The organism is Halomonas sp. MMSF_3323, from assembly GCF_030733595.1.
Taxonomy (GTDB): Bacteria; Pseudomonadota; Gammaproteobacteria; order Pseudomonadales; family Halomonadaceae; genus Halomonas; species Halomonas litopenaei.
This window is the reverse complement of the sequence record NZ_JASHIT010000042.1, coordinates 12,934-36,163: the sequence shown is the minus strand read 5'-3', so window position 1 is coordinate 36,163 and position 23,230 is coordinate 12,934. Positions and strand designations below refer to the sequence as shown.

Here is a 23,230-nt window from a genome sequence, read left to right as displayed (position 1 = left end):
AGTCAGCCCACCAGGGAGGAACACCAGCATGATGATGGCCTACGGTCTCTTCGTCTTCGGCCTATCCACCGCCGCCTACCAGGAGCTGCAACGCCAGACAGCCTGGCGCCATGCGCCTCAGGGACGGGTGGGACGCCGTCCCTCAAGGCAGTTTCTGGGGCCAGACGGTGACACCATCACCCTCACCGGCACCCTGCTACCCGAGTTCACAGGTGGCCAGCAGAACCTCGACCAGCTACGCCAGATGGCCAATGCCGGCGGCGCCTGGCCGCTGATCGAAGGTAGTGGCAGTGTCTACGGCCTGTTCGTGATCGAGAGCCTCAACGAGCGGAAGAGCGCGTTTTTCCGCGATGGCGCCGCCCAGAAGATCGACTTCGAATTGACCTTACAACGTATCGACGAAGACGCAACTGACCAACTTGCCAGCAACGCACTCTCCCGAGCGCTGGTGACCGGACTCAACGGGGTCCTGGCATGATCCAACTGCTCGGCTCTTCGCTGCTACAGCCCGGGCGCCCGGCACGGACACCTGACTACCGTCTGACGCTCCTGGGCCTGGTGATCAGCCCGGAGCTGGACGCCCGCCTTCAGCGCTTGTCGCTCACCGATCGCCGCGGGCTCGAGGCCGATCAGCTCGATATCACCCTCAACGACCACGACGGGCGCCTCGCCCTGCCGCCGCGTGGCGCGGAGCTGCACCTGGCCATGGGCTGGAAAGGCGAGCCGCTGATCGACCGGGGCACCTACATCGTCGACGAGGTAGAGCACAGCGGCGCCCCGGACCTGATGACCATCCGCGCCCGCTCCGCCGACATGCGCCAGGGCCTGCCGGGCAAACGCACCCAGAGCTGGGATAACCTGGTGCTACGCGACATCATCACTACCATCGCCAAGCGACACGACCTGGAGCCGAAGATCAGTAAGGTCCTCGGCGGGATCCGCGTCGGTCACATCGACCAGACCGAGGAAAGCGACCTGCACTTCCTTACCCGCCTCGCCGAACGCTACGACGCCATCGCCACCGTGAAAGCCGGCAACCTGCTGTTCATCCCCGCCGGCCAGGCCACCACCGCCAGCGGCACAGAGATTCCTCCCATCGACCTGTACCGCCAGGTTGGCGACCGCCACCGCTACGTGGTCACCGACCGGGACGCCTTCACCGGCGTGCTGGCCTACTGGAACGACACCGCCCACGCCGAGCGAAAGGAAGTCATCGCCGGCGACACCGACAACCTGAAGCGCCTGCGACCCACCTACGCCAGCGAAGACGACGCCCTCGCCGCCGCCCAGAGCGAGATGCAGCGGCTCGAGCGCGGCGGCGCCGAGTTCACGCTTGACCTGGCCGAAGGCCGCCCCGACCTCTACCCGGAGAGCCCGGTACAGCTGATTGGCTGGAAACGAGAAATAGAAGAGACCGCCTGGCTGATCACCGAGGTACGGCACGACCTCAACGACAGCGCCTACACGGTGGCGCTGTCGATGGAAGTGCTTCGGAAGGGCTGAATCAGAAGGCGTAGCGGCGGGCCTGACTGACGACCACTCCACAGATATCTTCCGGCTTGCCAAAGAAGCTCCGTTCTGGGCCGAACGGCGGGATCAAGCGCAGCCGTCCCCCCATACGATGGGTGTTGTACAACACATGCCCTCCTCGCCGCTCCAGAATCACCATGTCGCCATGCTGCGCAATGGCTTTCTCATCAACAACCAGCAGATCTCCCTCAATCAGCGGGCCATCAACTCCCGCTTCCTCACTGACCTCGACCAGATAGCAGGTCGATCCGAAGCGCGACAGGTCGTACCCCTTCAGTACCGGGTGTTTCATCCCTTGGATCAGCGGCCCTACGTAATTCACTCGCATCGCTTCCCTACGCCTCCCGTTTTCGTAACGGTTGTTCTGTGCTTAGCGGTGGCCCTCGCATGCATTGCTTCATCCGCCAGAAACGAACATACTGTATATAAAAACAGCAAACAATCAGTCCTCGATGTCTTGCGAAAAAACGTATAGAATGCCCAGCGAGAATGGAGACCTGCAAACATGATCGAAGCCGTTGATCTCTTCTGCGGAGCCGGGGGCCTGACCGCAGGCCTGCGCAAGGCACAGATCCAAGTGCGCGCTGGCTACGACATCGAGGCCTCGTGCCGATTTGCCTACGAACACAACAATGAAGCCACTTTCGTTGATAAAGACGTATCCAAGGTCTCTGGGACAGAGGTCCAGAGCTGGTACCAGTCACCCGGCGCAGTGCGTCTGTTGGCAGGATGTGCCCCCTGTCAGCCATTTTCCATCTACAACCAAGGCAAAGACACCACCAACGATGCCAAGTGGCCCCTGATGGGAGCCTTTGCGCGCCTGATCAAGGAAGTCCAGCCTGAGCTTGTAACGATGGAGAACGTGCCCGATGTCACCAAGCACCAGATCTATCACGACTTCGTTAAAACACTTAAGTCAGAAGGCTACTTTGTTTCACCTGACGTGACAGTCACCTGCAAAGATTACGGCCTTCCTCAGCAACGCCGTCGTCACGTACTCCTCGCATCAAAGCTGGGACCAATCGCGCTGATTCCACCAACTCATCGAGACAAGCCAGTAACAGTGCGAGATGCTATCGAAAATCTCCCCAAAGTCGCAGCAGGTAAATGCGCCCCTGGCGATCCGATGCACAAGGCTGCGGGGCTGAATGAGCTCAACCTGAGACGTATTCGCGAATCCAAGCCAGGTGGGAGCTGGAGGGAATGGCCCAAAGAGCTCGTCACAGAATGCCACCGGCGCACCAGCGGAAAAACCTATCCAAGTGTCTATGGCCGAATGACGTGGGATGACCCAAGCCCTACGATGACAACCCTTTGCTACGGATATGGAAATGGGCGCTTCGGTCATCCAGAGCAAGACCGAGCCATCACACTACGTGAAGCAGCAATGCTGCAGTCATTTCCCAGAGATTATCTGTTCGTGGAACCTGAAAAACCAGTCCACTTCAAGACAGTAGGAAGGATGATCGGTAATGCTGTACCAGTACGGTTAGGGGAAGTGATTGGACTTAGTTTTCAAGAGCATATCCGAATGCTATCAAGAGAGAAAACAAATACCTAGCTCCCATCATATCGCCCGGCTTCCGTAAACAACTATTTTTTAAGCGCCCTCATACAGGCAGTATAATGGGCGCTTCTCTTTATTCAGGAATAATTCCTACAGTAAGCAAGAGCTAAGACTCCAGACTCTTCACCACTCGATCAATCTTCCCCATTTTCTTGCTTCTGGCCTCAATATATTCAGAATAGCCATGGTATGCAGAATCAACTAATTGTTTATATGTCAGACAGATACCATTAACAGTCTTCAGGCTATCTCTAATATACTCCATTCCATCGGGGTCCACCTCATCTTTAAGCGGTTTTCCAACGACAAATATAGTTTGATAGCTTTCGTGCTCTCTTCCCCGATCTTTCAAGCATTTTTTCAGAGTCCTGACATACTTTCTAGCTTGATTAACAAGTTCCTGAACACCAACGGAGCGACCAGCCCTCTTCAACTCAATGATTACATGCTCTCCACTTGACTTTCTATATTTAATATCCATCCTCCCCAACTGCTCTTCTTGGGAAAGACCTGCCTTCATCTTCTCAAATTCATCATTCACGGGTTTTTCAATAATTTCACTACCCTGAGCACGCTCCCATGAAGGGTCAAGCAGCCATAGGTGATCAAAGATATATGACTGAAGAACCCCCTCCAATTCATCACCATCGATCTTTCCTTGAAAGGCTTCAATCACCTTCAACCGCCCTTTAACGATATCGCTATACAATGAGGCTTCAATATCATCTACATCATGAAGATAAGGAATCAAATCTACGGACCTCACAGAAAGCGCCTCAACAAAGTCGGAGGCTTTCTCCGCTAACCGAAATCTCTCGAACCCCATAATAGCATGACGAAGCAGCGTGTTTTCTCCACTTTTATCTTCTATATCAAGGTCCGCAATCTTCCCGATCATAGTTCTAGCATGCTTCTTCGCTCCATCAGGCATGCTACCAACCCACTCATCAAGCACTGGGTTCTGGACCAAGAGAGCTTCCCCTTGGTCCTCGACACGCCATCGCCCCCAATCCTTCACAATCTTTCTAAGTGCCATATCCAAAAAGGCGCTAATAGCCCTATAACGCTCATCATCTTCCTGGACTCTCTGCCTATCACTAGTCGCAATGTCGTCATAATCGGTAAGATCCAGGAAGTCGGCCTCAATCCAACCAACTATATACTTCATATAATGACGACCATCATTTACTTCAGAAAGTATATTTTCTTGGAATAACCGGCCTCGCGAAAGAACCACAATCCCATTGAGATTTCCCGCAGATGAGCTCAGGTCTTTAGGTTTCCGAGCAGTACCTATCCACCCCTTTACATGCCAATCTTCACACCAATGGTCAAGTCGAGATGGCAAAACATCCTCACGCTGAGGCTCCAACCAATCGGGTTTATTCCACTCTCCGATTGACCATATATATTGCAGCTTCTCGAGGTCACCGCGGTCACGAAAGCCAACTTCTCTCAGGTTACCATCAGCTTTATTTATTGAAACCTTAAAATCACCCGACCCTATAACAGAAAATCTTCGCGCTAAACGTTGGGCAAGGTTTTCTACAAATATTCTTTTTCTATTAAGCTCTCGAAGGACAATTCGGGTACCATGATTTTCTGGACAAAGACGATCATCCAGTGCTTCTGGAATATATTCCTCCCCCTTCTCCGCAGCCTGCTCAATATCAGAATATCTCAAGCTTATAGCCGTCTTTTCTTCACCCTTGGTTGTGTGAATCTCAATATTTTTTGCAATTGCAAAAGGAGCAAGTTTACCAACTCCTTTTCGCCCCATCACCAATCGTCCACTAGGAGTGGTGTCTGAATCTTTTCTTTTCTGATGCCCAACGATGAGATACTTATCCTTAAGATCCATCCATGACATTCCAAAGCCATCATCTAATATCTCGATACTCTCCAAGTTATTCTTTATATCTATCGAGACATTCACAGCATCTGCATCCCACGCGTTAGCGACCACCTCTGTGAGCACTGCAGGCACACTGCTATACAAATTAATCCCCAAATGCTTTAGAATATTAAGATCAACCTTCAACTTCAGCCTATTATCATCACTCATCATACAGAACTCTCAAATCATGATAAAAAAATATATTAGCGACAAAAACCAGTACAAAATCCCAGCATACTGCTGGTGAAGCTATCAATCCCCGGATCCCGATCTTCGTAGTAGACGTTCTCAAATTCAGGCGACCAGCTGTATCCGTAGCTGGTTTTCGTCTTGATGTCATCGAAGCTATCAACATCGATCAAAGACTGCAGAGCCTCTAACGCTTCCTCGCGGGTCAGGGAAAGGGTGACCGCCTTGTCTTCCAGAAACTTGAAGTTTTCCATGTTCTGGAAGCTCTCATACTGGAGGGGTTCTGCTGTCACTGTGACAGAGTTGAGGGAAGTGTGTGCGAAGGTGTTGTAAACGCCGTAGATGGCGGCACGCCAGTTCTCATAATAGACGACCTCATCAGAGTCACTGGCAAAGGAGGGCTTGGATAGCCGGAAAGCTACCGGGTCATCTGAAAGCATTTCGAAGGAGTGGTTGCTCTCGTCGAAGTCACCACGTGCGTGGATCATCTCGGTGACAGAGTCATACTGTTCAAGAGCCTCAGCAAATGAGGCCGTGGAAAGCCCCATAAGTGCTAGAGCCGTAAGCAACTGCTTCATCGTTGGTTCCCTTGCGTTGTTTGCCGTTTTTATTGTCTCTGCTTCACAAGGCGATCTTCTCGCCGCCTTCATGGCATTAATGCATTATTGCAATAATGCCATCTACGTGATTCTACCAATCCTAATCTCACACCGCCCCAGAATCGCCACGTCCTTCATATCCTCGGGCTTGATCAACTCTGGCTGGTAGTGGTCGTTGTCACTGATCAACAACCAGGCTCCGCCAGCGACGCGCTGCACGCGCTTGATCCGTCGCTCGCCATGGACCAGCAACAGGAAGACGCCCTCGGGCTTTGGCTCTCGCTGGCTACGGTCCACCAACACCCAGTCACCATCGGCCAGGGTGCCATCCATCGAGTCACCGCGAACCTTGACGCCCACCACATGGGCGGGATCCAGGCCCTGGGCAGCGAGCTGTTCACCCGGGAAGTAGATGGTGGTCTCGACCTCCTCCGCCTCCAAGGAGCGTCCGTCACCGGCTGCCGCCTCGATGTCGTAGAGGTGGATGGGACACAAGTCTCCACCCATCAACAAGGTATCGTTATGTGAACCACCATCAAGCCCGTTCACCTCGCCACCAGATGACGAGTCCACGGAACGCGACCCTTTCAGTACATACAGAAGATCCACCCCCTGCTCAGCAACGGCTGTCAGGTAGGCAGAATCGGGGTTACGAAGCCCTTTCTCGTAGTTGATCTGCGTGGTTTTTCCTACACCGCCGATCGCCGCCAAGGCCGTCTGGCTCAACGCCAAACGCTCGCGCTCTTCCTTCAGGCGCTCACCAATGGTCATTTTTTTGAACCCCGATTATTGACAGGTACACTTTTGTGAACCATGATCGCATTACAGTATTAGACAACCTTTAGGAAGCCTAACCCATGAACAGCACTGACACCATGCAACAGGTCCCTGTTGCGGCCCGTTCGCCCCGAGGATGCAACCGTTCGGTGATGACCATGGTCACCGATCGGGAGCGCCACAAGCTCGAGGGCATCGCGGAGCTGGAAATGCGCTCGCTCTCCTCCACCGCTCGCATGCTGCTTCTGCTCGGTATCGAGCGCTACGAAGCCGACACCGAGCAGGCGGCTCGTTGCTGATCCTGCTCTTGTCCTGACTTGCCGCATAAAGGAACTCCGCCATGTACCAGGACCCGAAACGCGTTCGCACCAACAAGGCCACGGTCTACCTCGATCAATACGAGGCCGATGTCATCACGGCGCTGGCCAACTACCTGGGTCTGCCCAAAGCCGAGGTGATGCGCCAGATGATGATGAAGGAAGCCCGAGAAGTCCTCGGCGTCGACCTTGCCACCGTCACTGACACTGTCGCCGCTCGCGCTGGCTGAATGAAGCGCTACATCCACCGTGCATTCGAGGTACGCCATGCCGGACCAAGCCATGGAGCTCGATCAACACATGAAAGCCGTGCTCGATGCCGTCTGTGCCCAGCAGAACCTGCAGACCCGAGAACAGGCCGCCGAGTGGCTGCTGCGTCGGCGCATCCGCCGGGGCGCTCAGGGGCTCACTGGTCGGGGCAGAGCGATATACGAAGTGAAAGGAGATAGCCGGTGAGGATCACCTGCCCGCACTGCCGCTCTCGGCTAGCGACACGAACAAGCAAGCGGCCGATTCCCGCCCTGGTGCTGGTGTACGCCCAGTGCACCAACCTGGACTGCGGCTGGGGCGGAAAGATGCAGCTTGAGTTCGCCACCACCACCGCACCGAGTCGACAACCCAATCCAGGCGTCTGCATCCCCATCGACCCAAGTCTGCGGCGCTGGGTACTGGAACAGATCAACGACTGACGAGGACATCCCGATGACCAATGTTCTGCCCTTGCGTGGTATTCACCTGGATCCGCACAACCTCGCCGCCGCGCAGCTGTTTCGCGATCGCTGGCTCAATCGCCGCGACGCCTTGGCCAACTGCGTCGACTACCTGCTCACCAACACCGATACGACGGTCGAGCACGCCGAGCTGACAGCTCTCCAGGCCTACGCCGACCTCGAGGCCACCAACCGGCGCGAGCGCATCGATGTGGACGCCACCACGTCGCAACTTGTCGTACTGCGCCTGGGTGAGGGCACCCCCGTCGCCCTGACGGTGACCGATCTGCTTCATGTTCTGAAACAGGCCCGCCAGGAACAGCGCACCAGCGTGATCGACCGCCACCGACAGCGCCCTGTTCTGATCGACCAGTAGTCGCCGCCACCGGCAACGGGCTTTCGCCCACTGTTTTATCGCCCAGCTTTCATCATAAGGAGGCCAGCGTGAATCCATCGCTGCGCCAGGACATTCTTGCGCGTTTGATTCGTGACTACCGTGCCGAAGAACGGGGTCACTACCTGCAAAAGGTGGTGTGTCCCGCCTGCGGCAAGCGCGAAGCGTACATCTCCAGTGAGTCGCCCTGGATGCTGAAGTGTGGGCGCGAGAACAACTGTGGTAGTCAGTTCCATATCAAGGAGCTGTTTCCCGAGCTGTTCGCCAGCTGGAGCGAGCGCTACGGCACGCCGGCGCTTCAAGCCAAGAGCAAGACGTCCGTCGCCGACGGCTACCTACGCGACGGTCGGGGCTTCGATCTGGATCGCATCCAGGGCTGGTACAGCCAGGAGAGCTACTGGAAACCCAACGTCGGCGGCAGCGCCACGGTGCGCTTCACTCTGCCCGGCGGGGCCTACTGGGAGCGGCTACTCGATAATCCCGAGCGCTTCGGCAAGCAGAAGGCCAACTTCGTCGGCCGCTACAAGGGCAACTGGTGGCAGCCGCCGACCTTGACCGCCGCTGACCTGGTCGAGGCCGGCGAGGTGTGGATCGTCGAGGGCATCTTCGACGCCATCGCCCTGTACCACCATGGCATTGCCGCGGTCTCGGCGATGAGCTGCGCCAACTATCCAGACGTCGCCCTCAAGGCCCTGGCCGATGCCGCCCACGCCGTCGGAACCACGCGCCCCACCCTGGTGTGGGCGCTGGATGGTAACCGGGCAGGCCAGAACGCCACCGTCAAGCATGTTGCCCGCGCCAGGGCCGCCGGCTGGGAGTGCCGCGCCGCACAGATTCCCGGCGACGGCCGCCATGACTGGAACGACTGCCACCAGCGCGGCGAGCTGACCGAGCAGCACCGCGAGACCTACCGCTACCACGGTGCCCTGCTGCTGGCTCCCTCCGCCATGGCCAAGGCACTGATCATCTACAAGCGCAGCGAGCGGCGGGAGTTCTGGTTCGAGTACAAGCGTCAATTGTGGTGGTGGAAGCTCGATATCGACGCCTTCGATCGCGCCGTGCGCGCTGAGGGGGAAGATGGCGGCGACCAGCAAAGCCTGAACCCGGCGATCCGCGACGCCGCCCTCGAGCAGGCCGGCAGCGTTAAGCGCATCTGCACCTGTTTCCCCACAGCGCTGTACTACCAGGCCAACGTTGTCACCGACGAGAGCTGGTACTACTACCGCGTCGAATTCCCCGACAGCAGCGCCCCGGTGAAGAACACCTTCAGCGGTGGCCAGTTGGCCAGTGCCAGCGAGTTCAAGAAGCGCCTGCTTGGCGTGGCGCCCGGCGCCGTCTGGACCGGCACCAGTCAGCAGCTCGACACCCTGCTCCAGGACCAGATCGGCGGCATCAAGACCGTCGAGACCATCGACTTCATCGGCTACAGCAAGGAACACGCCGCCTATGTGTTCGGCGACCTGGCCGTCGCCGGTGGCAAGCTGATACGCATCAACAGCGAGGACTACTTCGAGCTCGGTGCGCGCAAGCAGCTCAAGACCCTGAGCCAGTCGGTGACCCTACACCTCAACCCTGATCGCGAGGCCTACCAGACCGACTGGACGACTCAACTGCTCGGCGCCTTCGGCGCCAAGGGCGTGATCGCCCTGGCGTTCTGGCTGGGCAGCCTGCTGGCCGAGCAGATCCGCGCCGAGATGGGCAGCTTTCCCTTCCTGGAGATCGTCGGCGAGGCCGGTGCCGGCAAGTCCACACTGATCGAGTTCCTGTGGAAACTGGTCGGTCGCCGCGACTACGAGGGCTTCGACCCTTCCAAGGCCACCATGCCTGCGCGCTCACGCAACTTCGCCCAGGTCTCCAACCTGCCGGTGGTGCTGATCGAGTCCGATCGCGAGCAGGACGGCGGCGCCAAACAGAAACAGTTCGACTGGGACGAGCTCAAGACCGCCTTCAACGGCCGCTCGATCCGCGCCCGGGGTGTGAAGAACAGCGGCAACGACACCTACGAGCCGCCCTTTCGCGGCTCCATCGTGATCAGCCAGAACGCCGCCGTGCAGGCCGGCGAGGCAATCCAGACACGCATCTGTCACCTGCACTTCACTCGTGCGGGTCAGAACCGGCAGACCAAGGAACTCGCCGAGGCGCTGGAAAAGGCCGAACTCGAGCACGTCAGCCAGTTCGCCCTGGACGTGGCCCAACGCGAAGCCGAGCTGCTCACGCTGATCAACGAGCGTGCCAGGCCCTTCGCCGAACGCCTCGCCGAGGACCCGGACATCAAGGTGCTGCGTATCGCCAAGTGCCACGGCCAGCTCGTTGCCCTGGTGGAGTGCCTCGGTCCCGACGGACTCGGCCTGTTCAACGCCGCAACCATCGACGTGGCTATCGGCCATGTCTGGCAGATGGCCCGCGAACGCCAGCAGGCAATCAGCGCCGACCACCCCCTGGTCGCGGAGTTCTGGGAGGCCTTCGACTACCTCGAAGGACTTAAGGCCGAGCCGGTACTCGATCACTACGGCGGCGATGGCGACCTGATCGCCATCAACCTCAAGGACTTCGAGCGCTACTGCGGTGAATACAAGCTGCGCGTGCCCGAAATGCGCGAGCTCAAGCGCTACCTCAAAGCCAGCAAGACCCGCAAGTTCGTCGACGCCAACCGTACCGTGCGCTCCCGCATCCGCCTCAACGGCGCGAGCGTGAAGTGCTGGGTGTTCCAGGCATAGCAGGCAACGAAGGAGGCCCATATGCAGCGTACCTACACCCTCGACCAGGCCGCCGGCCTGCTGAACCTCGGCCGCAACACCCTGGCCCGCCGCCTGCGCGAGGCCGGCGTGCTGGGCGCCGACAACCTGCCGACCGGGCCTTACCGAAACAAGAGGCGCGGCGCCACCCGCCTGATGTTGGTGACCACCGGCACCTACTGGCACCCCGCCTGCGGCTGGACCCACTACGGCCGCACCGAACTCACCGACGCCGGGCTCGACCATATCGCCGACAAGCTTGGCATCGCCATCGCACATCTGCCTGCGCATCACGCCCACCGGGCAGCGCAACAACCGCACCACGCAAGGAGCGCCTCATGACCATGCACCGCGTTACCGAACGCCTGCGCGAGCGAAGCCGCCAGGCCATGGAGAAAATCCTCGCCCAGGAGGCCGACGCCGAACAGCGCCGAGCGCAGCTTGAACTGGTCGGCCCGGCGGCGCTGAGCCGCCTCGTCGACGTCGCCACCGGACACACCGGCCAGAGCCAGCACTGCCGGCGCATTCTACTCGCCGCCTACAACGGCCCGACCTGGCCGTTGGATCTCACTCGCCTGCGGGTCATCGATCGCGACCTGCAGCGCGCGGCCCTGACCCTAATCGAGTGGGCCACCTACACACCCCGCGAGCTGCACGAGTACCTGGACGACGGTGACCGCCTGATGCAGCGCTTCTGGGACACCGAGACTCACAAGGAGGAGGACTGATCATGGCCGACAACGCCGATATCGCCAGCGAACTGATGGAACGTCGCATGGAAGGCGCGCTCACGCTGTGCCGACTACCGACAGCCACCGCCACCAACACTGAATGCGAGGAGTGCGGCGACGAGATTCCCACCGCTCGCCGCCAGGCCGCGCCCTGGGCCACCACCTGTATCCAGTGCCAGGAACTAAGCGAGAGGAAACGCCGCCATGTCCGCTGACACCATCCTCATCGTTATTGCCGCGGTGGCCATCCTGATGACGCTGCTGCTGGCCTGGGAAGCCTGGAAACTCAGCCGCGAGACCTTGGACTTGTTCGATCCGGAGCGTCATGAACATGCGAATGAGGACGAGCCATGAATGAGCGAAAAGGAGGCGCCCTGGCCAGGGCCGCCGCCCTGCTTTGCAAGGACAGGGGCTTTCGGCTCTACCTGGACCGGCGCCGGCGTCACAAGTTTGGTCTGACAGCCGAACAGCTACCCGACGGCACCCACAACGAACAGGACGCCCGCGACTGGCTGTGCGCCGCCTGCGGCGTCAACAGCCGCGCCGAGCTGGATCATCGCCCCAAGTCCGCAGCGGTGCTGCGGACCATTCAGCAACGCTATCACCACTGGAAAAGGAGGAGCCAACCATGAACACCTACTTTGGACTGCTGGCGGAGTTCGATGGACGCTCCGAGCTGCCACTCGATGAAGTGGCGCCCCGCTACTTCGGCATCAGCCCGCGCACCGCCAGCATTCGTGCGGGAGCCCAGGCCCTGCCGGTCCCCACCTATCGCGCCGGCGACTCCCAGAAATCCCCCTGGCTGGTCAGTGCAGTGGATCTTGCCCAATACCTGGATAAACGGCGGGCTGAAGCGCACGAGATGTGGCAAAGGGTGAATGCTTAACACATGGATCTTGACCTCCAAAAAACACAGTGTTAGCTTCTCTTAAGGCCTGTAGCATAATATGGCAATGCAACTGCTTATTTATTAAGCAGAAGATCTCGGTTCGATTCCGAGCAGGCAAAGGGCATTTAACCAAGTGTCTTTTGCCTGCTTGAGGATTCCCGCATACACTTATCAATCACACCGCATTGGCTTCAAGGATGACCAATAAAAGTCTCTTCTTGGCATACAATGGCAACGTCAAAGAGCTCAGCTCCGCATGGGCGCAGCTGCGTCGCTCTATAAACACTGCACTAGTCAACAATGATTTGCCAAGTTTAAAGGTCCACACCAAGCTACTGACATTAACGTTTTCAGCTTATGCTGAAGCCTTGTTTTCAAAACTTATTTATACACCAAACAGTTTCAATGATGACGAAATTGGACAAATAAAAAATGCACTGAAAAATAACGTCCGATCTGGTTGGAAGAAGGCACTTAAAATCTCAATTTCAAAGATTAACTCAACTTCGAACCACAAACCAAACCTTGAGAAAGAGATTGCAAAGCTAATTGAAGAAAGAATCATCAATCCAAGTCTTTTGCGCAACAAAATTGCTCACGGCCAGTGGCGCTTCGCAATGAATAAAAAAGGCAATGCCATCAACCACGATACGACAGACAGACTCAACAGTATCGATGCCGTTGAGCTTGAGCGAAAAAGAATTGCTTTGGATGGTCTTTATCGGATAATTGAAGACATAATTGTTTCGCCTAACAAAGCCCACCTACGAGATTATTGGACTATCAAAACAAAAGTTGAACAAGAAATATCAAAAGCAGAGGGCTGGACTTTAGAAGAGAAAGCCAAAAAGCTAAAAGAAAAAAGAAACAAAAAGCCTACCCCTTAAGCACTAGCTTATCTGGATCCAGATGTGTATAGCGCTTCAACACATCCCAGCTTTCATGCAGCGTGAACTGCTGGACCTCGACGATCTCGTATCCCGCCTCGAACAAACGTGACGTCGCTTCGTGACGCAGGTCGTGAAAGCGCAGGTCCTCGATGCCGCAGGCGGCTGTCGCCGCCCGCCATCGGGTGCCGATCGACTTGCCGTTGTAGGGGAAGATCCGGTCTTCCCCTTGGATACGCGGCTGACGCTTGATGATGGCCATGGCCTCGTGGGTCAGCTTGAAGCGTTTGTGGTTGCCCCACTTCTGGCGTGGGTGCTTGGCATCACGCACCCAGCAGGTCATGGCCTCGTCGTCGAGATCCGACCACAGCAGCCGCGTGATCTCTTCCTGGCGCCGAGAGGTGGCCACCGCAAAGTCCATGATTTCTTCCATCGGAATGATGGCACTCGGCCGAATCCGCTGCGAGCGCTGGAAGTAAGCGCGTATTCGCTCAAGCTCCCCGGCCGTTGGCCGCCGATCCCGAGCACTCGACTTGCCGATCACGCCCTTGCTGCGCAACAGCAGCCTGGCTGACTCGAACTCGTTGAGCTCCACCGGCATCTTCCAGGCAGCGGCTGCGGTCTTGAGGATGATCCCCAGCCACACCACGTCCTGATTGATCGTCGAGGGCTTGATACCGCTGTCGCGGCGCATCACCGCGTGCGCGATCACCTGCTCGCTGGTGAGTTCGGTGATCGCTACCCTGGAGATAGGAAAGCGGCGTAACTGCTCGATGGTGGCGCGCTTGGAGCGACCGGCGCCCTGGGCGAACTCGTGTAGGTAGCGCTCGATGGCGTCGTCCAGGGTCACTCCCTTCCAGCGGGCTTGGGCGACACCTGCCGGACTCGCCAATTCCAGTTCACGTCGTTTCGCCCATTCCTCCGCCATGGCCTTGCGCGGGAACGAGCGCGACTCGGAGTGATCCAGATCCTGGCGTGCGATGCGTATCTGGGCGATGTATGAGAAACTGCCGTCCTTTTTTCGGCGCTTACGAATCGTCGCCACCGCTCCCTCCTTGGTACCAAATCGACGCGACTCCAGGACCACGAGTACCAAATCAGTACCAAGCAGTCGCGAAAAACGGGCAAAAACTACTGTAAATATGTACAGATATGATTGAGAAGGCAACCCCCACAACCCGCATGAAGCCTGACATCCCGCGCCCCACGCTGGATAGAACTTTCTCTGTGGCGCCGATGATGGACTGGACGACACGCGACTACCGCGTTTTCGCGCGCACCCTGACGCGCCGGACGCTCTTGTACACCGAGATGGTGACCACTGGTGCGATCCTTCACGGGCGTCCGCGCGAGCGCTTCCTCGGCTACGACGAGGTGGAGCATCCGCTGGCGCTGCAGTTAGGTGGCAGCGATCCGGGGGAACTCGCCGAGTGCGCAGCGATCGCCGAGGAGTGGGGCTATGACGAGGTCAATCTCAACGTGGGTTGCCCCAGCGACAGGGTCCAGAACAACCTGATCGGGGCCTGCCTGATGGGGCATCCGGACAAGGTGGCGCTGGCGGTGGCGACGATGCGCGAGGCGGTGTCGATTCCGGTGACGGTGAAGTGCCGTATCGGGATCGACGATCAGGACGAGGACGCCGATCTCGAGCGCTTTATCACCCAGGTGGCCGACGCCGGCTGCGAGGTGTTTATCGTGCACGCGCGCAAGGCCTGGCTGCAGGGGCTGTCCCCCAAGGAAAACCGCGACGTGCCGCCGCTGAATTATCCGCGGGTACATCGCTTGAAGGCCAGTCGCCCCGATCTGCATATCGGCATCAACGGCGGCATCAAGAGCCTCGAGGAGTGCCAGACGCAGCTTGATCACGTCGACAGCGTGATGGTGGGTCGCGAGGCCTACCAGAATCCCTGGCTGCTGGCCCAGGTGGACCAGGCGATCTACGGCGAGCCGGGGCCTACTGACAGTCGCCACGCCGCCGCTATGGCGCTACGCCCTTACATCCAGCGCCGCCTGGAAGAAGGCGCCAAGCTCAACCATATCACCCGCCATCTGCTTGGCCTGTTCCAGGGCTGCCCCGGCGGGCGCCGCTTCCGTCGACATCTGTCGGAGAACGCTCATCGCGACGGCGCGGGCCTGGCGGTGTTCGACGATGCCCTGGGCCTGGTGCCGGAGCCCGTCAGCGCCTGACAACGGCTGCACGACACTCCGCTGCACGGGCAAACCGGCCTGCAAAAAAGACAACGGCCGAGCGATCTGCTCGGCCGTTCTTTATTGGGTCCGGGGTTGGGGACTCGATCTTCATCAAGCCCTCCGGACATCTGTCTCGCTAGCCCTACCGCTACTGCTACCGCTACCTCTGCCGCTACCCCTATCGCCACCCTCATGCCTTAAGGTAAGCGAGTGCTCACCTGCATGTGCAACCTTGGCTCCTGGGTGAACCGCTTCATGCCTTGAGGCCTAGTAGAGTGAATCGGGCGGCGGCTCCAGGCTCGAATGGAAGGTCTCGATGGCGCTTTCGGCTTCTTCGATGGCGTCGAAGCGGGCGATATGGAACAGCGCCTCGCCTTCGTTGGCCAGGGGCAGCCGGCTCATGCCGATGACGATGCCGTCGGCCATGGACAGGATCTCGCCTTCGGTCTCGCCGAAGGGATCGGCGACCTTGCCCAGCACCTGCCCCTTGGCGACCCGGGCACCCAGGCGCACCTTGGGCCTCAGGATGCCGTCGATGGGCGCACGCGCCCAGCTCGACCCATTGGCGACCTCTGCCGCCGGCGGCTTGCGCCGGCGTTGCTCGCCGGTGAGCATGTCGAGCCGGCGCATCACCCGCAGCACCCCTCGGACACCCGCGGTGATCGCCCACTCGTCGAAGCGCAGCGCCTCGCCGGCCTCGTAAGTGAGCACTGGCGTACCGCGCGTCTGGGCGTAGTGGCGAAGGCTGCCTTCGCGAAGCTCGGCGTTGAGAATCACCGGGGCGCCGAAGGCGTCGGCCATGCGCCGGGTCTCCTCGCCGGCGTCACCCAGCTGGGCGCGGATCTGCGGCAGGTTGGTGCGGTGGATGGCGCCGGTGTGAAGGTCGATGATGTGGGTCGCGTGATCGACGATCTGCTCGCGAAACAGTGCCGCGATACGCCCCCCGAGAGAGCCCGATTCACTGCCGGGGAAGCAGCGATTGAGATCGCGCCGATCCGGCAGATAGCGAGAGTGCTGAACGAAGCCGAAGATATTGACGATCGGCACCGCGATCAGGGTGCCGCGCAGACGGTTGATCTGGCGCGAACGCAACAGACGCCTGACGATCTCGACGCCGTTTATCTCGTCGCCGTGGATGGCGCTGCACACCAGCAAGGTGGGGCCGGGCTGGCGTCCGTGAACGACCTCCACCGGGATATCCAGCGGTGCATGGGTGTAAAGTTTGGCCACCGGCACGTCGATCTGGGCACGCGTGCCCGGCTTGACGGTAATGCCGGCCAGTTCGAAGGGGGCTCTTGCCATGAAAGTTCCTTAGTCGCCATGCCGCGCCGTCGAAAACACGACAGCACCTGTCGTCCTTATACCTTTGTGACGTCGCCAAAACGAGTCCAATTTACCTCAGTGCGCGTATCGATGCCGCTGATCTCGCGGGGCCAGTCCGGTAGAATACGCGGACTGACCCACCGCCGGAGCGCCCCGCCCCCATGGCCCGCCGTACCAAGCAAGAAGCCGCCGCCACCCGAGCCGCATTGCTCGATGCCGCCGAGGAAGTGTTCCTCGAGCGTGGTGTCTCGCGCGCCTCGCTCGAGGTCATCTCGCGACGGGCCGGCGTTACCCGGGGCGCCCTTTACTGGCATTTTCGCAACAAAGGCGATCTGTTCAGGGCCATGCTGGAGCGTGTCCATCTGCCGTTCGAGGACCTGCTCAATGAGCTCGACGACTCCTCGGTCGATCATCACCCTCTTGAGGCCATTCGCTTGAGCTGTCATGCCGGGCTGCGCCAGGCCGATACTCCGCGCCACCGCCGGGTTCACGGTATCCTGCTGCACCACTGCGAGCGTACCGACGATTTCGACCCGCTGGAGGCCAAGGCCGAGATCGCCCGAGAAACCTGCCAGGCCTTGCTGCGCCAGTTCAAGCAGGCTGATCTCAAGCAGCAGCTACGCCCCGGACTTAGCCCGGAGCGTGCCACCGACCTGTTTCACTATGCCCTGAGCGGGCTGTTCTGGGAGTGGCTGCGGGCGCCCCAGGCTTTCACGCTCAGTGAACGAGGCCCTGCCCTGGTCGATGACCTGATCAGCCTGATCGGTCGCGACTGACCCGTCGTCGCGAACCGCTACTCGATCGACTCGAGAAGGGCTCGACACGCTTCAATGCTGATGGCCGTGGGAGTGACGATGGCCGTGGTAGTGGTGCCCGTGCGTCGGCGCCTCATGGGGTGGTACCGGTTCATGGCGCTCGATCAGCTTGAGCCTTACCAGCCGGGTACGCGCATCGAGAAACTCCTGCTCGGCCACCGAGCGGAAGCTGTCGTGCTCTTCCAGGTACTTGACCAGCACCCGTACTTCCCCTTCCCGCGGCATCGCCCCCGGCTTGCCCCTCAGGCAGATCTCCCGGGTTCCGTCCGAGCAGAGCACCGCACGGCAGCACCCCTGGCCATCGATGAAGCCGACCACCTGAACACGCTCGCCCAGCAGGCAACGGCGGTTGAACGAGGGCCGATCGCGATAGCGCTTCAACAGTACCCGACAGAAGCGGGATGCCAGCGGGGACGACAGCGCAAAGGCTCCCCACAGCACCACGATGCCCAGCGGCACGATCACGATCGCCAAGTTGACCCACTGCAGAATCAGCAGTTCCGCCACCAGCGTGAAGACAGCAGCGAACAGGATCAGCGCGGTCAAGGCCACCGTCACCGGCACCCCGGCAAACCCCAGCGATACCATCGTGCTGGCCATATGATCGTCACGCAGGCTGTCACGTTCGAACAGCTGCAGCGGCACCAGCTTCAATGCCACCAGGATCCAGTAGAGCGCGACGAGTGGAAGCAGCACCGTGAACAGAATCAGCGGAAAACTCAGGGCAATGTCCCTGATCAGCGTTATGTCCATACCACCTCCCGTGGCGTTGCCACTTGCGTACTTGCTACCCGCAGCATAGCGCCATAGGCCACAAACCTCGACCCGCACATCCCAATTTTTCCTTTGGCGACAGCATGTTGCAATGCACAATATGCTGCACTGCACACTTCCCCCAGGCCCGCCACAAGCTTGTAATAGGCGATAAAAAGCCCCCTGCCACCAGCGACTCACCGCCTCTGCAGCATAAAAAAAAGCGCCGCCTGGAAAGGCGGCGCTTTGACCTGCATCAACCATTCTACAGATGAGGGGCGGTCATGCTGACCCGCTCACCCCGTTCAATGATCGGTGGCAATGCCCTTGGCTTCTGAGGCGTTCTCGTCCTCATCGTCGTCGGAACCACGCTCCCCGAACAAGCGCAGGGAGAGCGACGCGATCATGGCGTAGAACGACGGCACGAAACAGCTACCCAGTATCGCCACCGAGGCCATGCCCATGGCCACCGTGGTACCGATGTGGTGGCTGCTGGTGTCACTGGCGCCGGTGGCCATGGCCAGCGGTAGCGTACCGAAGATAAACGCCATGGAGGTCATCACGATGGGCCGGAAACGCAGCTCCGCCGCGGTGATCGCCGCCTCGCGGATGCTCTTGCCCATCTCCTTGCGCTGGAGCTCGGCGAACTCGACGATCAGGATGGCGTTCTTGGCCGCAAGGCCGATGACCACCAATACCCCGATCTGGACATAGACGCTGGTATCCAGGCCACGCATGGCGATACCGGCGATACCCCCGAGGAAGGCGAACGGCGTGGCGGTCAGTACCGCCAGCGGCAATGACCAGCTCTCGTACTGCGCCGCCAGGATCAGGAACACCATGACCATGCCGAAGATGATGGCGATGGTGCCGGCGTTACCCGCTTCGCTCTCCTGGTAGGCGGTACCGGTCCAGCCCATGCCCCAGTCGCTACCCAGCGTATCCTGGACGATCCGCTCCATGGCCTGGAGCGCCTGGGTCGACGAGTAGCCTTCCGCCGGGCCACCCTGGAACTGGGCCGCCGAGTAGACCCCGAAACGCGTCACCACTGCAGGTGCGGCCGTGCGCTCGAGGGTCACGAACTCGGACAAGGGGATGCGCTCACCGTTGCCGCCGCGCACATAGACATTGTTGATATCGTCCGGGGTGTCGCGGTACTCCGCCTCGTTCTGCAGGTAGACCTGGAAGTTGCGGTTCTGGTAGCTGAAGAAGTTGACGAAGCCGTTGCCGAAGGTGTTCGACAGGGTGGCATTGAGGTCGGTCAGCGATACGCCGTAGCTCAGCGCCTTTTGCTGGTCGATCTCGGCGCGGAAGGACGGCACGTTGACGCTGAAGGTCGAGAACACCTGGTTGAGCGCCGGGTCCTGGTTGGCCGCCTGCATCACCTTGAGCGAGGCCTGGTAGATCTCCTCTGGGGTGGCACCGGAGAACGACTGCAGGTAGCCGGTGAAGCCGCCGGTGGTGGACAGGCCGATGATCGGCGGCATATTGAAGGCCATGACGTTGCCGCCATCGACCTCGGCACCGATCTGGAAAATCCGGCCAATCAGGTCATCCACCGTGGTCTCGCGCTCGTCCCAGTTGTCCATGTTGATGAAGATGATGCCGCGCGCGGTGTTGACCGAGCTGGTCAGCATGTCGTAGCCGGCGATGGCCGAGGAATAGCGCACACCGGGCACTTCCTCGATGCGCTTGCTGACCTCGGCCATGTAGGCCTTGGTGCGGCTGAGCGATGCCGAGTCCGGCAGGCTGACCGCCGCCAGGGCGATGCCCTGGTCGGTTTCCGGCACCAGCGTCGAGGGCGTGTTCTCGTAGAGCCAGAAGGAACCGGCCCCGACCAGCCCCACCAGCAGCAGGGTCAGCACCCAGGCCTTGACCAGCGCCTTGACCGCCACCATGAACACCCTGGTGACGCCGTCGAAGAAGCGGTCGAACAGGCGCAGCGGGGTGCGCACCGCCCGCATGAAGGAGGATTCCTTCTTGTGCAGGTCGTGCTTGATGAAGATCGCCGACAGCGCCGGGGTGAAGGTCAGCGCCATCAGCGCCGAGAACGCCACCGAGATGGCGATGGTCAGGGCGAACTGCTGATAGATCTGCCCGGTAAAACCGCCGAGGAAGGCCACCGGCACGAACACCGCCGCCATGATCAGCGAGGTGGCGATGACCGGCCCACCGACCTCCTTCATGGCCTGGATGGTGGCCTGGCGAACCGTGATCTCCTCGTCCTCCGACAGCACCCTTTCGACGTTCTCCACCACCAGGATGGCGTCATCCACCACGATGCCGATGGACAGCACCAGAGCGAACAGCGTCAAAAGGTTGATCGAGAAGCCGAACACGTAGAAGCCTGCGAAGGTGGCCAGTACCGATACCGGCACCACCGACATGGCGATCACGGTAAAGCGCCAGTTCTGCAGGAAGATGAACAGGATGACGCCGACGATCAGGAAGGCTTCGATAAAGGTGTGGAAGACGGTTTCCACCGAGGCGTCGATGAACAGGGTGGTGTCGTAGGGCACCACGTACTCGAGGCCCGGCGGGAAGCGCACCTCCAGCTCGTTCATCTTTTCCTTGACCATGTCTGCCGTCTGCAGGGCATTGGCGCCCGGCTGCTGCTGGATCATGATCGGCGTCATGATGGCGCCGTTGAGGCGTGCCTCGACGCCGTAGAAGGAGGCGCCCAGCTCGATCCGCGCCACATCATCCAGGCGCAGCGCAGAGCCGTCCTCGTTGGTGCGCAGCAGGATGTCGCGGAAGTCGTCGGCGCTGGACAGACGTCCGCCGGCGGTGATGGTGTAGGTGAATGCTCGCGGGCTGTCGATCGGCGTGGACGCCAGGCTACCCGCCGGTACCTCGGTGTTCTGGGCACGAATCGCCGCCGCCACCTCGGTGGGGGTCAGGTCGTACTCGGCCAGCTTGTTGGGGTCCATCCAGATGCGCATGGCGAACTCGCCACCGCCCAGCACCTCGGCCTCACCGACGCCGGGAATCTGGCGCAGCTCGTCGAGAATGTTCAGGGTGGCGTAGTTCTGCATGTAGATGTTGTCGTAGTCGTCCTGGGGCGAGATCAACGACACCAGCATCAGGATCGAGCTGGAACGCAGCTCGACCTGGACGCCCTGCTCCTGCACCGCCTCGGGCAACTGGGACAGCGCGCCCTGGACCCGGTTGTTGACGTTGATGGTGTTGATATCACCGTCGGTCCCGATGTCGAAGGCCACGCTCAGGCTCATGGAGCCGTTGTCGGAGCTGGTCGAGTTCATATAGAGCATGTTCTCGACGCCGTTGATCGCCTCCGCCAGTGGCGCGGCCACCGTCTGCGCCACGGTCTCGGCATCGGCACCCGGGAAGGTGGCGCTGACCGACACCGTGGGCGGCACCACGCTGGGATACTGCTCGATCGGCAGTACCCGCATGCTCATCGCCCCGATGATGGTCAGGATGATCGCCAGGACCGAGGCGAAGATCGGCCGCTTGATGAAGAAGTTGGCGAAATTCATTCGTTACCCTCTCCTCGAGCCTCCTCGGCCTCCTGATCGCCCTGCGGCGCATTCATCGGCGCCTGCTGGGCGGCCTGGGTGGCACTCGCGGCGTCCTCGCCCTGACCATCGCTCTCGGCAGTGCCCTGCCCGCTCTGATCGGCCGCAGGCTCGCCCGGTGACGCCGCCGCTTCCTGCTCAGCTTGCTCGGGCGCGGCCTGGCCGGCGCCCTGCCCCTGCTGCTCGTACTGGGCCTCTTGCATCAGCGCCTCGGCATCGCCGTCAAACGGCTGGGGATCGATCGGAGTACCCGGCTTCAGGCTGCCCGGATCACCGACCACCACACGCTCGCCGGGTTCGACGCCGTCGAGGATGATCTGCCAGGCGCCTGCCAGCTCGCCGAGCTGCACCGGACGCGCCCTGGCGACGTTGTCGTCATCGAGCACGTAGACCTGCGGGCCCATCAGGCCCTGGGTCAACGCCAGCTCCGGCACCGCCAGCACGCCGAAGCGAGCCAGCCCCTCGATCTTCACGCGCACGTACTGACCCGGCAGCACCGCGCCGTCCGGGTTGGCAAAGGTGGCCTCCGCCTGGACGGTGCTGGTCTCGGGATCGACACGGGAGCCAAGGAAGTCCAGGTGACCGCTGAGCACGGCAGGCTCATCCCCACGCGAAGAGAACGCTTCGAGCGAGGCGGCGATGTCCTCGATGCTCATGTCCTTCAACTGACGACGCAGCTCGAAGGCGTCGTTCTGAGGCATCTGGAAACGGACCTCCAGCGGGTCCAGCGGAGTAATGGTGGCAAGTTCGGTATTGGGTGACACCAGGTTGCCGACATTGACCTCACTGAGACCGATCACGCCAGACACCGGCGCCGTGACCTCGGCGTAGTCCAGATCGAGCTGGGCGCTCTTCAGCGCCGCCTCGGCCTGGGCCACGCTGGCCCGCGCGACGCGCGCGTCGGCCAGGGCCTGGTCGACCTGCTGACGGCTCACCGAGTTCTGGGCTGCCAGCTGCTGGAAACGATTGGCGTCACGCTCGGCCCGCGACAGCTCGGCCTGGGCGCTGGCCAGGTCGGCCTCGCGCTGGGCCACGGTGGCCTCGTACAGGTCCGGCTCGATGGTGTAGAGGCTCTCACCCTGCTCGACCTGATCGCCGGGTTCGAACTTGCGCTCCTCGAGCACACCGGTGACACGTGCGACCAGGGTGACTTCCTGCTCGCTCATCAGCTTGGAGGGGTAGGACTTGTCCAGTGGAATGTCCTGGTAGGCCAGCTCGGCCACCTCGATGGCCTTGGCGGGTGGCTGACCACCGGCCTGACCGGCGGACGGGTCTTCTTCCTGACCACAGCCGACCAGCAGCAATGCCGCCGCCAGTGCGGCCCAGAGGCGGCCGCGATAGATGGTGGTTTTCATCCCTTGATTCCTTCGGGGTAATTGGATCGTCAG

General features: G+C 60.2%; 27 protein-coding genes. 18 read left to right on the top strand and 9 right to left on the bottom strand.

All coding sequences use genetic code 11. The features are described from left to right. Positions 1-28 precede the first annotated feature (28 nt). Positions 29-478 (top strand): phage tail protein, encoded by a 450-nt coding sequence (locus RBB39_RS18810; RefSeq protein WP_306169279.1) that lies wholly within the window; start codon positions 29-31, stop codon positions 476-478. Continuing rightward, the gene (locus RBB39_RS18805) at positions 475-1,503 is read left to right on the top strand and encodes a phage late control D family protein (RefSeq protein WP_306169278.1); all 1,029 of its coding nucleotides are present in this window, start codon (positions 475-477) and stop codon (positions 1,501-1,503) included. The genes RBB39_RS18810 and RBB39_RS18805 overlap by 4 nt, the downstream gene beginning before the upstream one ends. 1 nt (position 1,504) lies before the next feature. Here RBB39_RS18805 and RBB39_RS18800 read toward each other — a convergent pair whose 3' ends face one another. Then, positions 1,505-1,852 carry a hypothetical protein gene (locus tag RBB39_RS18800; RefSeq protein ID WP_306169277.1) on the bottom strand — a complete coding sequence of 116 codons (348 nt, stop codon included), beginning with the start codon at positions 1,850-1,852 and terminating at the stop codon, positions 1,505-1,507. A gap of 183 nt (positions 1,853-2,035) precedes the next feature. Between RBB39_RS18800 and RBB39_RS18795 the strand changes: the two genes are divergently transcribed. After that, positions 2,036-3,091 carry a DNA cytosine methyltransferase gene (locus tag RBB39_RS18795; RefSeq protein ID WP_306169276.1) on the top strand — a complete coding sequence of 352 codons (1,056 nt, stop codon included), beginning with the start codon at positions 2,036-2,038 and terminating at the stop codon, positions 3,089-3,091. 112 nt (positions 3,092-3,203) lie between these two features. On the opposite strand, the gene RBB39_RS18790 is transcribed toward RBB39_RS18795, so the two are convergent. The 3 genes from RBB39_RS18790 to RBB39_RS18780 form a co-directional block, all read right to left on the bottom strand. After that, a complete protein-coding gene (locus tag RBB39_RS18790; RefSeq protein WP_306169275.1) occupies positions 3,204-5,162 on the bottom strand; it encodes an ATP-binding protein in 1,959 nt (652 codons plus the stop codon). Positions 5,163-5,197: 35 nt separating this feature from the next. Continuing rightward, positions 5,198-5,761: a hypothetical protein gene (locus tag RBB39_RS18785; RefSeq protein WP_306169274.1), complete on the bottom strand. Its 564-nt coding sequence runs from the start codon at positions 5,759-5,761 to the stop codon at positions 5,198-5,200. A gap of 102 nt (positions 5,762-5,863) precedes the next feature. Further along, entirely contained in the window at positions 5,864-6,553 is a 690-nt protein-coding gene (locus RBB39_RS18780; RefSeq protein WP_306169273.1) for a S24 family peptidase, read from the bottom strand. Positions 6,554-6,639: 86 nt separating this feature from the next. Here RBB39_RS18780 and RBB39_RS18775 point away from each other — a divergent pair, with 86 nt between their 5' ends. The 13 genes from RBB39_RS18775 (at position 6,640) to RBB39_RS18715 (ending at position 13,222) form a co-directional block, all read left to right on the top strand. Then, a complete protein-coding gene (locus tag RBB39_RS18775) occupies positions 6,640-6,858 on the top strand; it encodes a hypothetical protein (protein WP_162816471.1) in 219 nt (72 codons plus the stop codon). Between the two features lie 41 nt (positions 6,859-6,899). Further along, positions 6,900-7,106, top strand: a complete 207-nt coding sequence (locus RBB39_RS18770) for a hypothetical protein (RefSeq protein WP_045992874.1) — start codon at positions 6,900-6,902, stop codon at positions 7,104-7,106. A 52-nt stretch (positions 7,107-7,158) separates the two neighbouring features. Further along, positions 7,159-7,332 (top strand): hypothetical protein, encoded by a 174-nt coding sequence (locus tag RBB39_RS18765; RefSeq protein WP_306169272.1) that lies wholly within the window; start codon positions 7,159-7,161, stop codon positions 7,330-7,332. Beyond that, complete coding sequence (locus RBB39_RS18760; RefSeq protein WP_306169271.1) at positions 7,329-7,565, top strand: ogr/Delta-like zinc finger family protein; 237 nt, start codon at positions 7,329-7,331, stop codon at positions 7,563-7,565. The genes RBB39_RS18765 and RBB39_RS18760 overlap by 4 nt, the downstream gene beginning before the upstream one ends. 13 nt (positions 7,566-7,578) lie before the next feature. Next, on the top strand, positions 7,579-7,962 hold the full coding sequence (locus RBB39_RS18755) for a hypothetical protein (RefSeq protein ID WP_306169270.1): 384 nt from the start codon (positions 7,579-7,581) through the stop codon (positions 7,960-7,962). 68 nt (positions 7,963-8,030) lie between these two features. Further along, entirely contained in the window at positions 8,031-10,697 is a 2,667-nt protein-coding gene (locus tag RBB39_RS18750; RefSeq protein ID WP_306169269.1) for a toprim domain-containing protein, read from the top strand. A gap of 21 nt (positions 10,698-10,718) precedes the next feature. Next, the gene (locus RBB39_RS18745) at positions 10,719-11,057 is read left to right on the top strand and encodes a hypothetical protein (RefSeq protein ID WP_306169268.1); all 339 of its coding nucleotides are present in this window, start codon (positions 10,719-10,721) and stop codon (positions 11,055-11,057) included. After that, positions 11,054-11,443, top strand: coding sequence for a hypothetical protein (locus RBB39_RS18740; RefSeq protein ID WP_306169267.1), 390 nt, complete (start codon positions 11,054-11,056; stop codon positions 11,441-11,443). The genes RBB39_RS18745 and RBB39_RS18740 overlap by 4 nt, the downstream gene beginning before the upstream one ends. A gap of 2 nt (positions 11,444-11,445) precedes the next feature. After that, positions 11,446-11,661: a TraR/DksA C4-type zinc finger protein gene (locus tag RBB39_RS18735; RefSeq protein ID WP_108449089.1), complete on the top strand. Its 216-nt coding sequence runs from the start codon at positions 11,446-11,448 to the stop codon at positions 11,659-11,661. Continuing rightward, positions 11,651-11,800 (top strand): hypothetical protein, encoded by a 150-nt coding sequence (locus RBB39_RS18730; RefSeq protein WP_157033052.1) that lies wholly within the window; start codon positions 11,651-11,653, stop codon positions 11,798-11,800. The genes RBB39_RS18735 and RBB39_RS18730 overlap by 11 nt, the downstream gene beginning before the upstream one ends. Beyond that, entirely contained in the window at positions 11,797-12,078 is a 282-nt protein-coding gene (locus RBB39_RS18725) for a hypothetical protein (RefSeq protein WP_306169266.1), read from the top strand. The genes RBB39_RS18730 and RBB39_RS18725 overlap by 4 nt, the downstream gene beginning before the upstream one ends. Next, a complete protein-coding gene (locus tag RBB39_RS18720) occupies positions 12,075-12,332 on the top strand; it encodes a pyocin activator PrtN family protein (RefSeq protein ID WP_306169265.1) in 258 nt (85 codons plus the stop codon). Before RBB39_RS18725 ends, RBB39_RS18720 begins: the two co-directional genes overlap by 4 nt. Before the next feature lie 200 nt (positions 12,333-12,532). Beyond that, a complete protein-coding gene (locus tag RBB39_RS18715) occupies positions 12,533-13,222 on the top strand; it encodes a hypothetical protein (protein WP_306169264.1) in 690 nt (229 codons plus the stop codon). On the opposite strand, the gene RBB39_RS18710 is transcribed toward RBB39_RS18715, so the two are convergent. Continuing rightward, positions 13,212-14,267: a site-specific integrase gene (locus tag RBB39_RS18710; RefSeq protein WP_306169263.1), complete on the bottom strand. Its 1,056-nt coding sequence runs from the start codon at positions 14,265-14,267 to the stop codon at positions 13,212-13,214. The genes RBB39_RS18715 and RBB39_RS18710 overlap by 11 nt on opposite strands. A gap of 137 nt (positions 14,268-14,404) precedes the next feature. Between RBB39_RS18710 and dusA the strand changes: the two genes are divergently transcribed. After that, entirely contained in the window at positions 14,405-15,409 is a 1,005-nt protein-coding gene (dusA, locus tag RBB39_RS18705) for a tRNA dihydrouridine(20/20a) synthase DusA (protein ID WP_045992885.1), read from the top strand. Positions 15,410-15,679: 270 nt separating this feature from the next. On the opposite strand, the gene RBB39_RS18700 is transcribed toward dusA, so the two are convergent. Next, positions 15,680-16,714 carry a succinylglutamate desuccinylase/aspartoacylase family protein gene (locus tag RBB39_RS18700; RefSeq protein WP_045992886.1) on the bottom strand — a complete coding sequence of 345 codons (1,035 nt, stop codon included), beginning with the start codon at positions 16,712-16,714 and terminating at the stop codon, positions 15,680-15,682. A gap of 182 nt (positions 16,715-16,896) precedes the next feature. Between RBB39_RS18700 and RBB39_RS18695 the strand changes: the two genes are divergently transcribed. Next, positions 16,897-17,511, top strand: a complete 615-nt coding sequence (locus tag RBB39_RS18695; protein WP_045992887.1) for a TetR family transcriptional regulator — start codon at positions 16,897-16,899, stop codon at positions 17,509-17,511. A 51-nt stretch (positions 17,512-17,562) separates the two neighbouring features. On the opposite strand, the gene RBB39_RS18690 is transcribed toward RBB39_RS18695, so the two are convergent. The 3 genes from RBB39_RS18690 to RBB39_RS18680 all read right to left on the bottom strand — a co-directional run bounded on the left by RBB39_RS18690 (position 17,563) and on the right by RBB39_RS18680 (position 23,197). After that, the gene (locus RBB39_RS18690; RefSeq protein ID WP_052704358.1) at positions 17,563-18,303 is read right to left on the bottom strand and encodes a hypothetical protein; all 741 of its coding nucleotides are present in this window, start codon (positions 18,301-18,303) and stop codon (positions 17,563-17,565) included. A gap of 305 nt (positions 18,304-18,608) precedes the next feature. Continuing rightward, positions 18,609-21,803 (bottom strand): efflux RND transporter permease subunit, encoded by a 3,195-nt coding sequence (locus RBB39_RS18685; RefSeq protein ID WP_045992888.1) that lies wholly within the window; start codon positions 21,801-21,803, stop codon positions 18,609-18,611. Further along, the gene (locus RBB39_RS18680) at positions 21,800-23,197 is read right to left on the bottom strand and encodes an efflux RND transporter periplasmic adaptor subunit (protein ID WP_071211120.1); all 1,398 of its coding nucleotides are present in this window, start codon (positions 23,195-23,197) and stop codon (positions 21,800-21,802) included. Before RBB39_RS18680 ends, RBB39_RS18685 begins: the two co-directional genes overlap by 4 nt. Positions 23,198-23,230 lie beyond the last annotated feature (33 nt).

Coding starts and splice junctions, on each gene's coding strand:
- RBB39_RS18730 (WP_157033052.1), top strand. CDS start 11,651: ATGTCCGCTGACACCATCCTCATCGTTATTGCCGCGGTGGCCATCCTG.
- RBB39_RS18790 (WP_306169275.1), bottom strand. CDS start 5,162: ATGAGTGATGATAATAGGCTGAAGTTGAAGGTTGATCTTAATATTCTA.
- RBB39_RS18780 (WP_306169273.1), bottom strand. CDS start 6,553: ATGACCATTGGTGAGCGCCTGAAGGAAGAGCGCGAGCGTTTGGCGTTG.
- RBB39_RS18700 (WP_045992886.1), bottom strand. CDS start 16,714: ATGGCAAGAGCCCCCTTCGAACTGGCCGGCATTACCGTCAAGCCGGGC.
- RBB39_RS18720 (WP_306169265.1), top strand. CDS start 12,075: ATGAACACCTACTTTGGACTGCTGGCGGAGTTCGATGGACGCTCCGAG.
- RBB39_RS18690 (WP_052704358.1), bottom strand. CDS start 18,303: ATGGACATAACGCTGATCAGGGACATTGCCCTGAGTTTTCCGCTGATT.
- RBB39_RS18685 (WP_045992888.1), bottom strand. CDS start 21,803: ATGAATTTCGCCAACTTCTTCATCAAGCGGCCGATCTTCGCCTCGGTC.
- RBB39_RS18755 (WP_306169270.1), top strand. CDS start 7,579: ATGACCAATGTTCTGCCCTTGCGTGGTATTCACCTGGATCCGCACAAC.
- RBB39_RS18695 (WP_045992887.1), top strand. CDS start 16,897: ATGGCCCGCCGTACCAAGCAAGAAGCCGCCGCCACCCGAGCCGCATTG.
- RBB39_RS18740 (WP_306169267.1), top strand. CDS start 11,054: ATGACCATGCACCGCGTTACCGAACGCCTGCGCGAGCGAAGCCGCCAG.
- RBB39_RS18745 (WP_306169268.1), top strand. CDS start 10,719: ATGCAGCGTACCTACACCCTCGACCAGGCCGCCGGCCTGCTGAACCTC.
- RBB39_RS18765 (WP_306169272.1), top strand. CDS start 7,159: ATGGAGCTCGATCAACACATGAAAGCCGTGCTCGATGCCGTCTGTGCC.
- RBB39_RS18795 (WP_306169276.1), top strand. CDS start 2,036: ATGATCGAAGCCGTTGATCTCTTCTGCGGAGCCGGGGGCCTGACCGCA.
- RBB39_RS18810 (WP_306169279.1), top strand. CDS start 29: ATGATGATGGCCTACGGTCTCTTCGTCTTCGGCCTATCCACCGCCGCC.
- RBB39_RS18680 (WP_071211120.1), bottom strand. CDS start 23,197: ATGAAAACCACCATCTATCGCGGCCGCCTCTGGGCCGCACTGGCGGCG.
- dusA (WP_045992885.1), top strand. CDS start 14,405: ATGAAGCCTGACATCCCGCGCCCCACGCTGGATAGAACTTTCTCTGTG.
- RBB39_RS18785 (WP_306169274.1), bottom strand. CDS start 5,761: ATGAAGCAGTTGCTTACGGCTCTAGCACTTATGGGGCTTTCCACGGCC.
- RBB39_RS18735 (WP_108449089.1), top strand. CDS start 11,446: ATGGCCGACAACGCCGATATCGCCAGCGAACTGATGGAACGTCGCATG.
- RBB39_RS18725 (WP_306169266.1), top strand. CDS start 11,797: ATGAATGAGCGAAAAGGAGGCGCCCTGGCCAGGGCCGCCGCCCTGCTT.
- RBB39_RS18775 (WP_162816471.1), top strand. CDS start 6,640: ATGAACAGCACTGACACCATGCAACAGGTCCCTGTTGCGGCCCGTTCG.
- RBB39_RS18715 (WP_306169264.1), top strand. CDS start 12,533: ATGACCAATAAAAGTCTCTTCTTGGCATACAATGGCAACGTCAAAGAG.
- RBB39_RS18770 (WP_045992874.1), top strand. CDS start 6,900: ATGTACCAGGACCCGAAACGCGTTCGCACCAACAAGGCCACGGTCTAC.
- RBB39_RS18805 (WP_306169278.1), top strand. CDS start 475: ATGATCCAACTGCTCGGCTCTTCGCTGCTACAGCCCGGGCGCCCGGCA.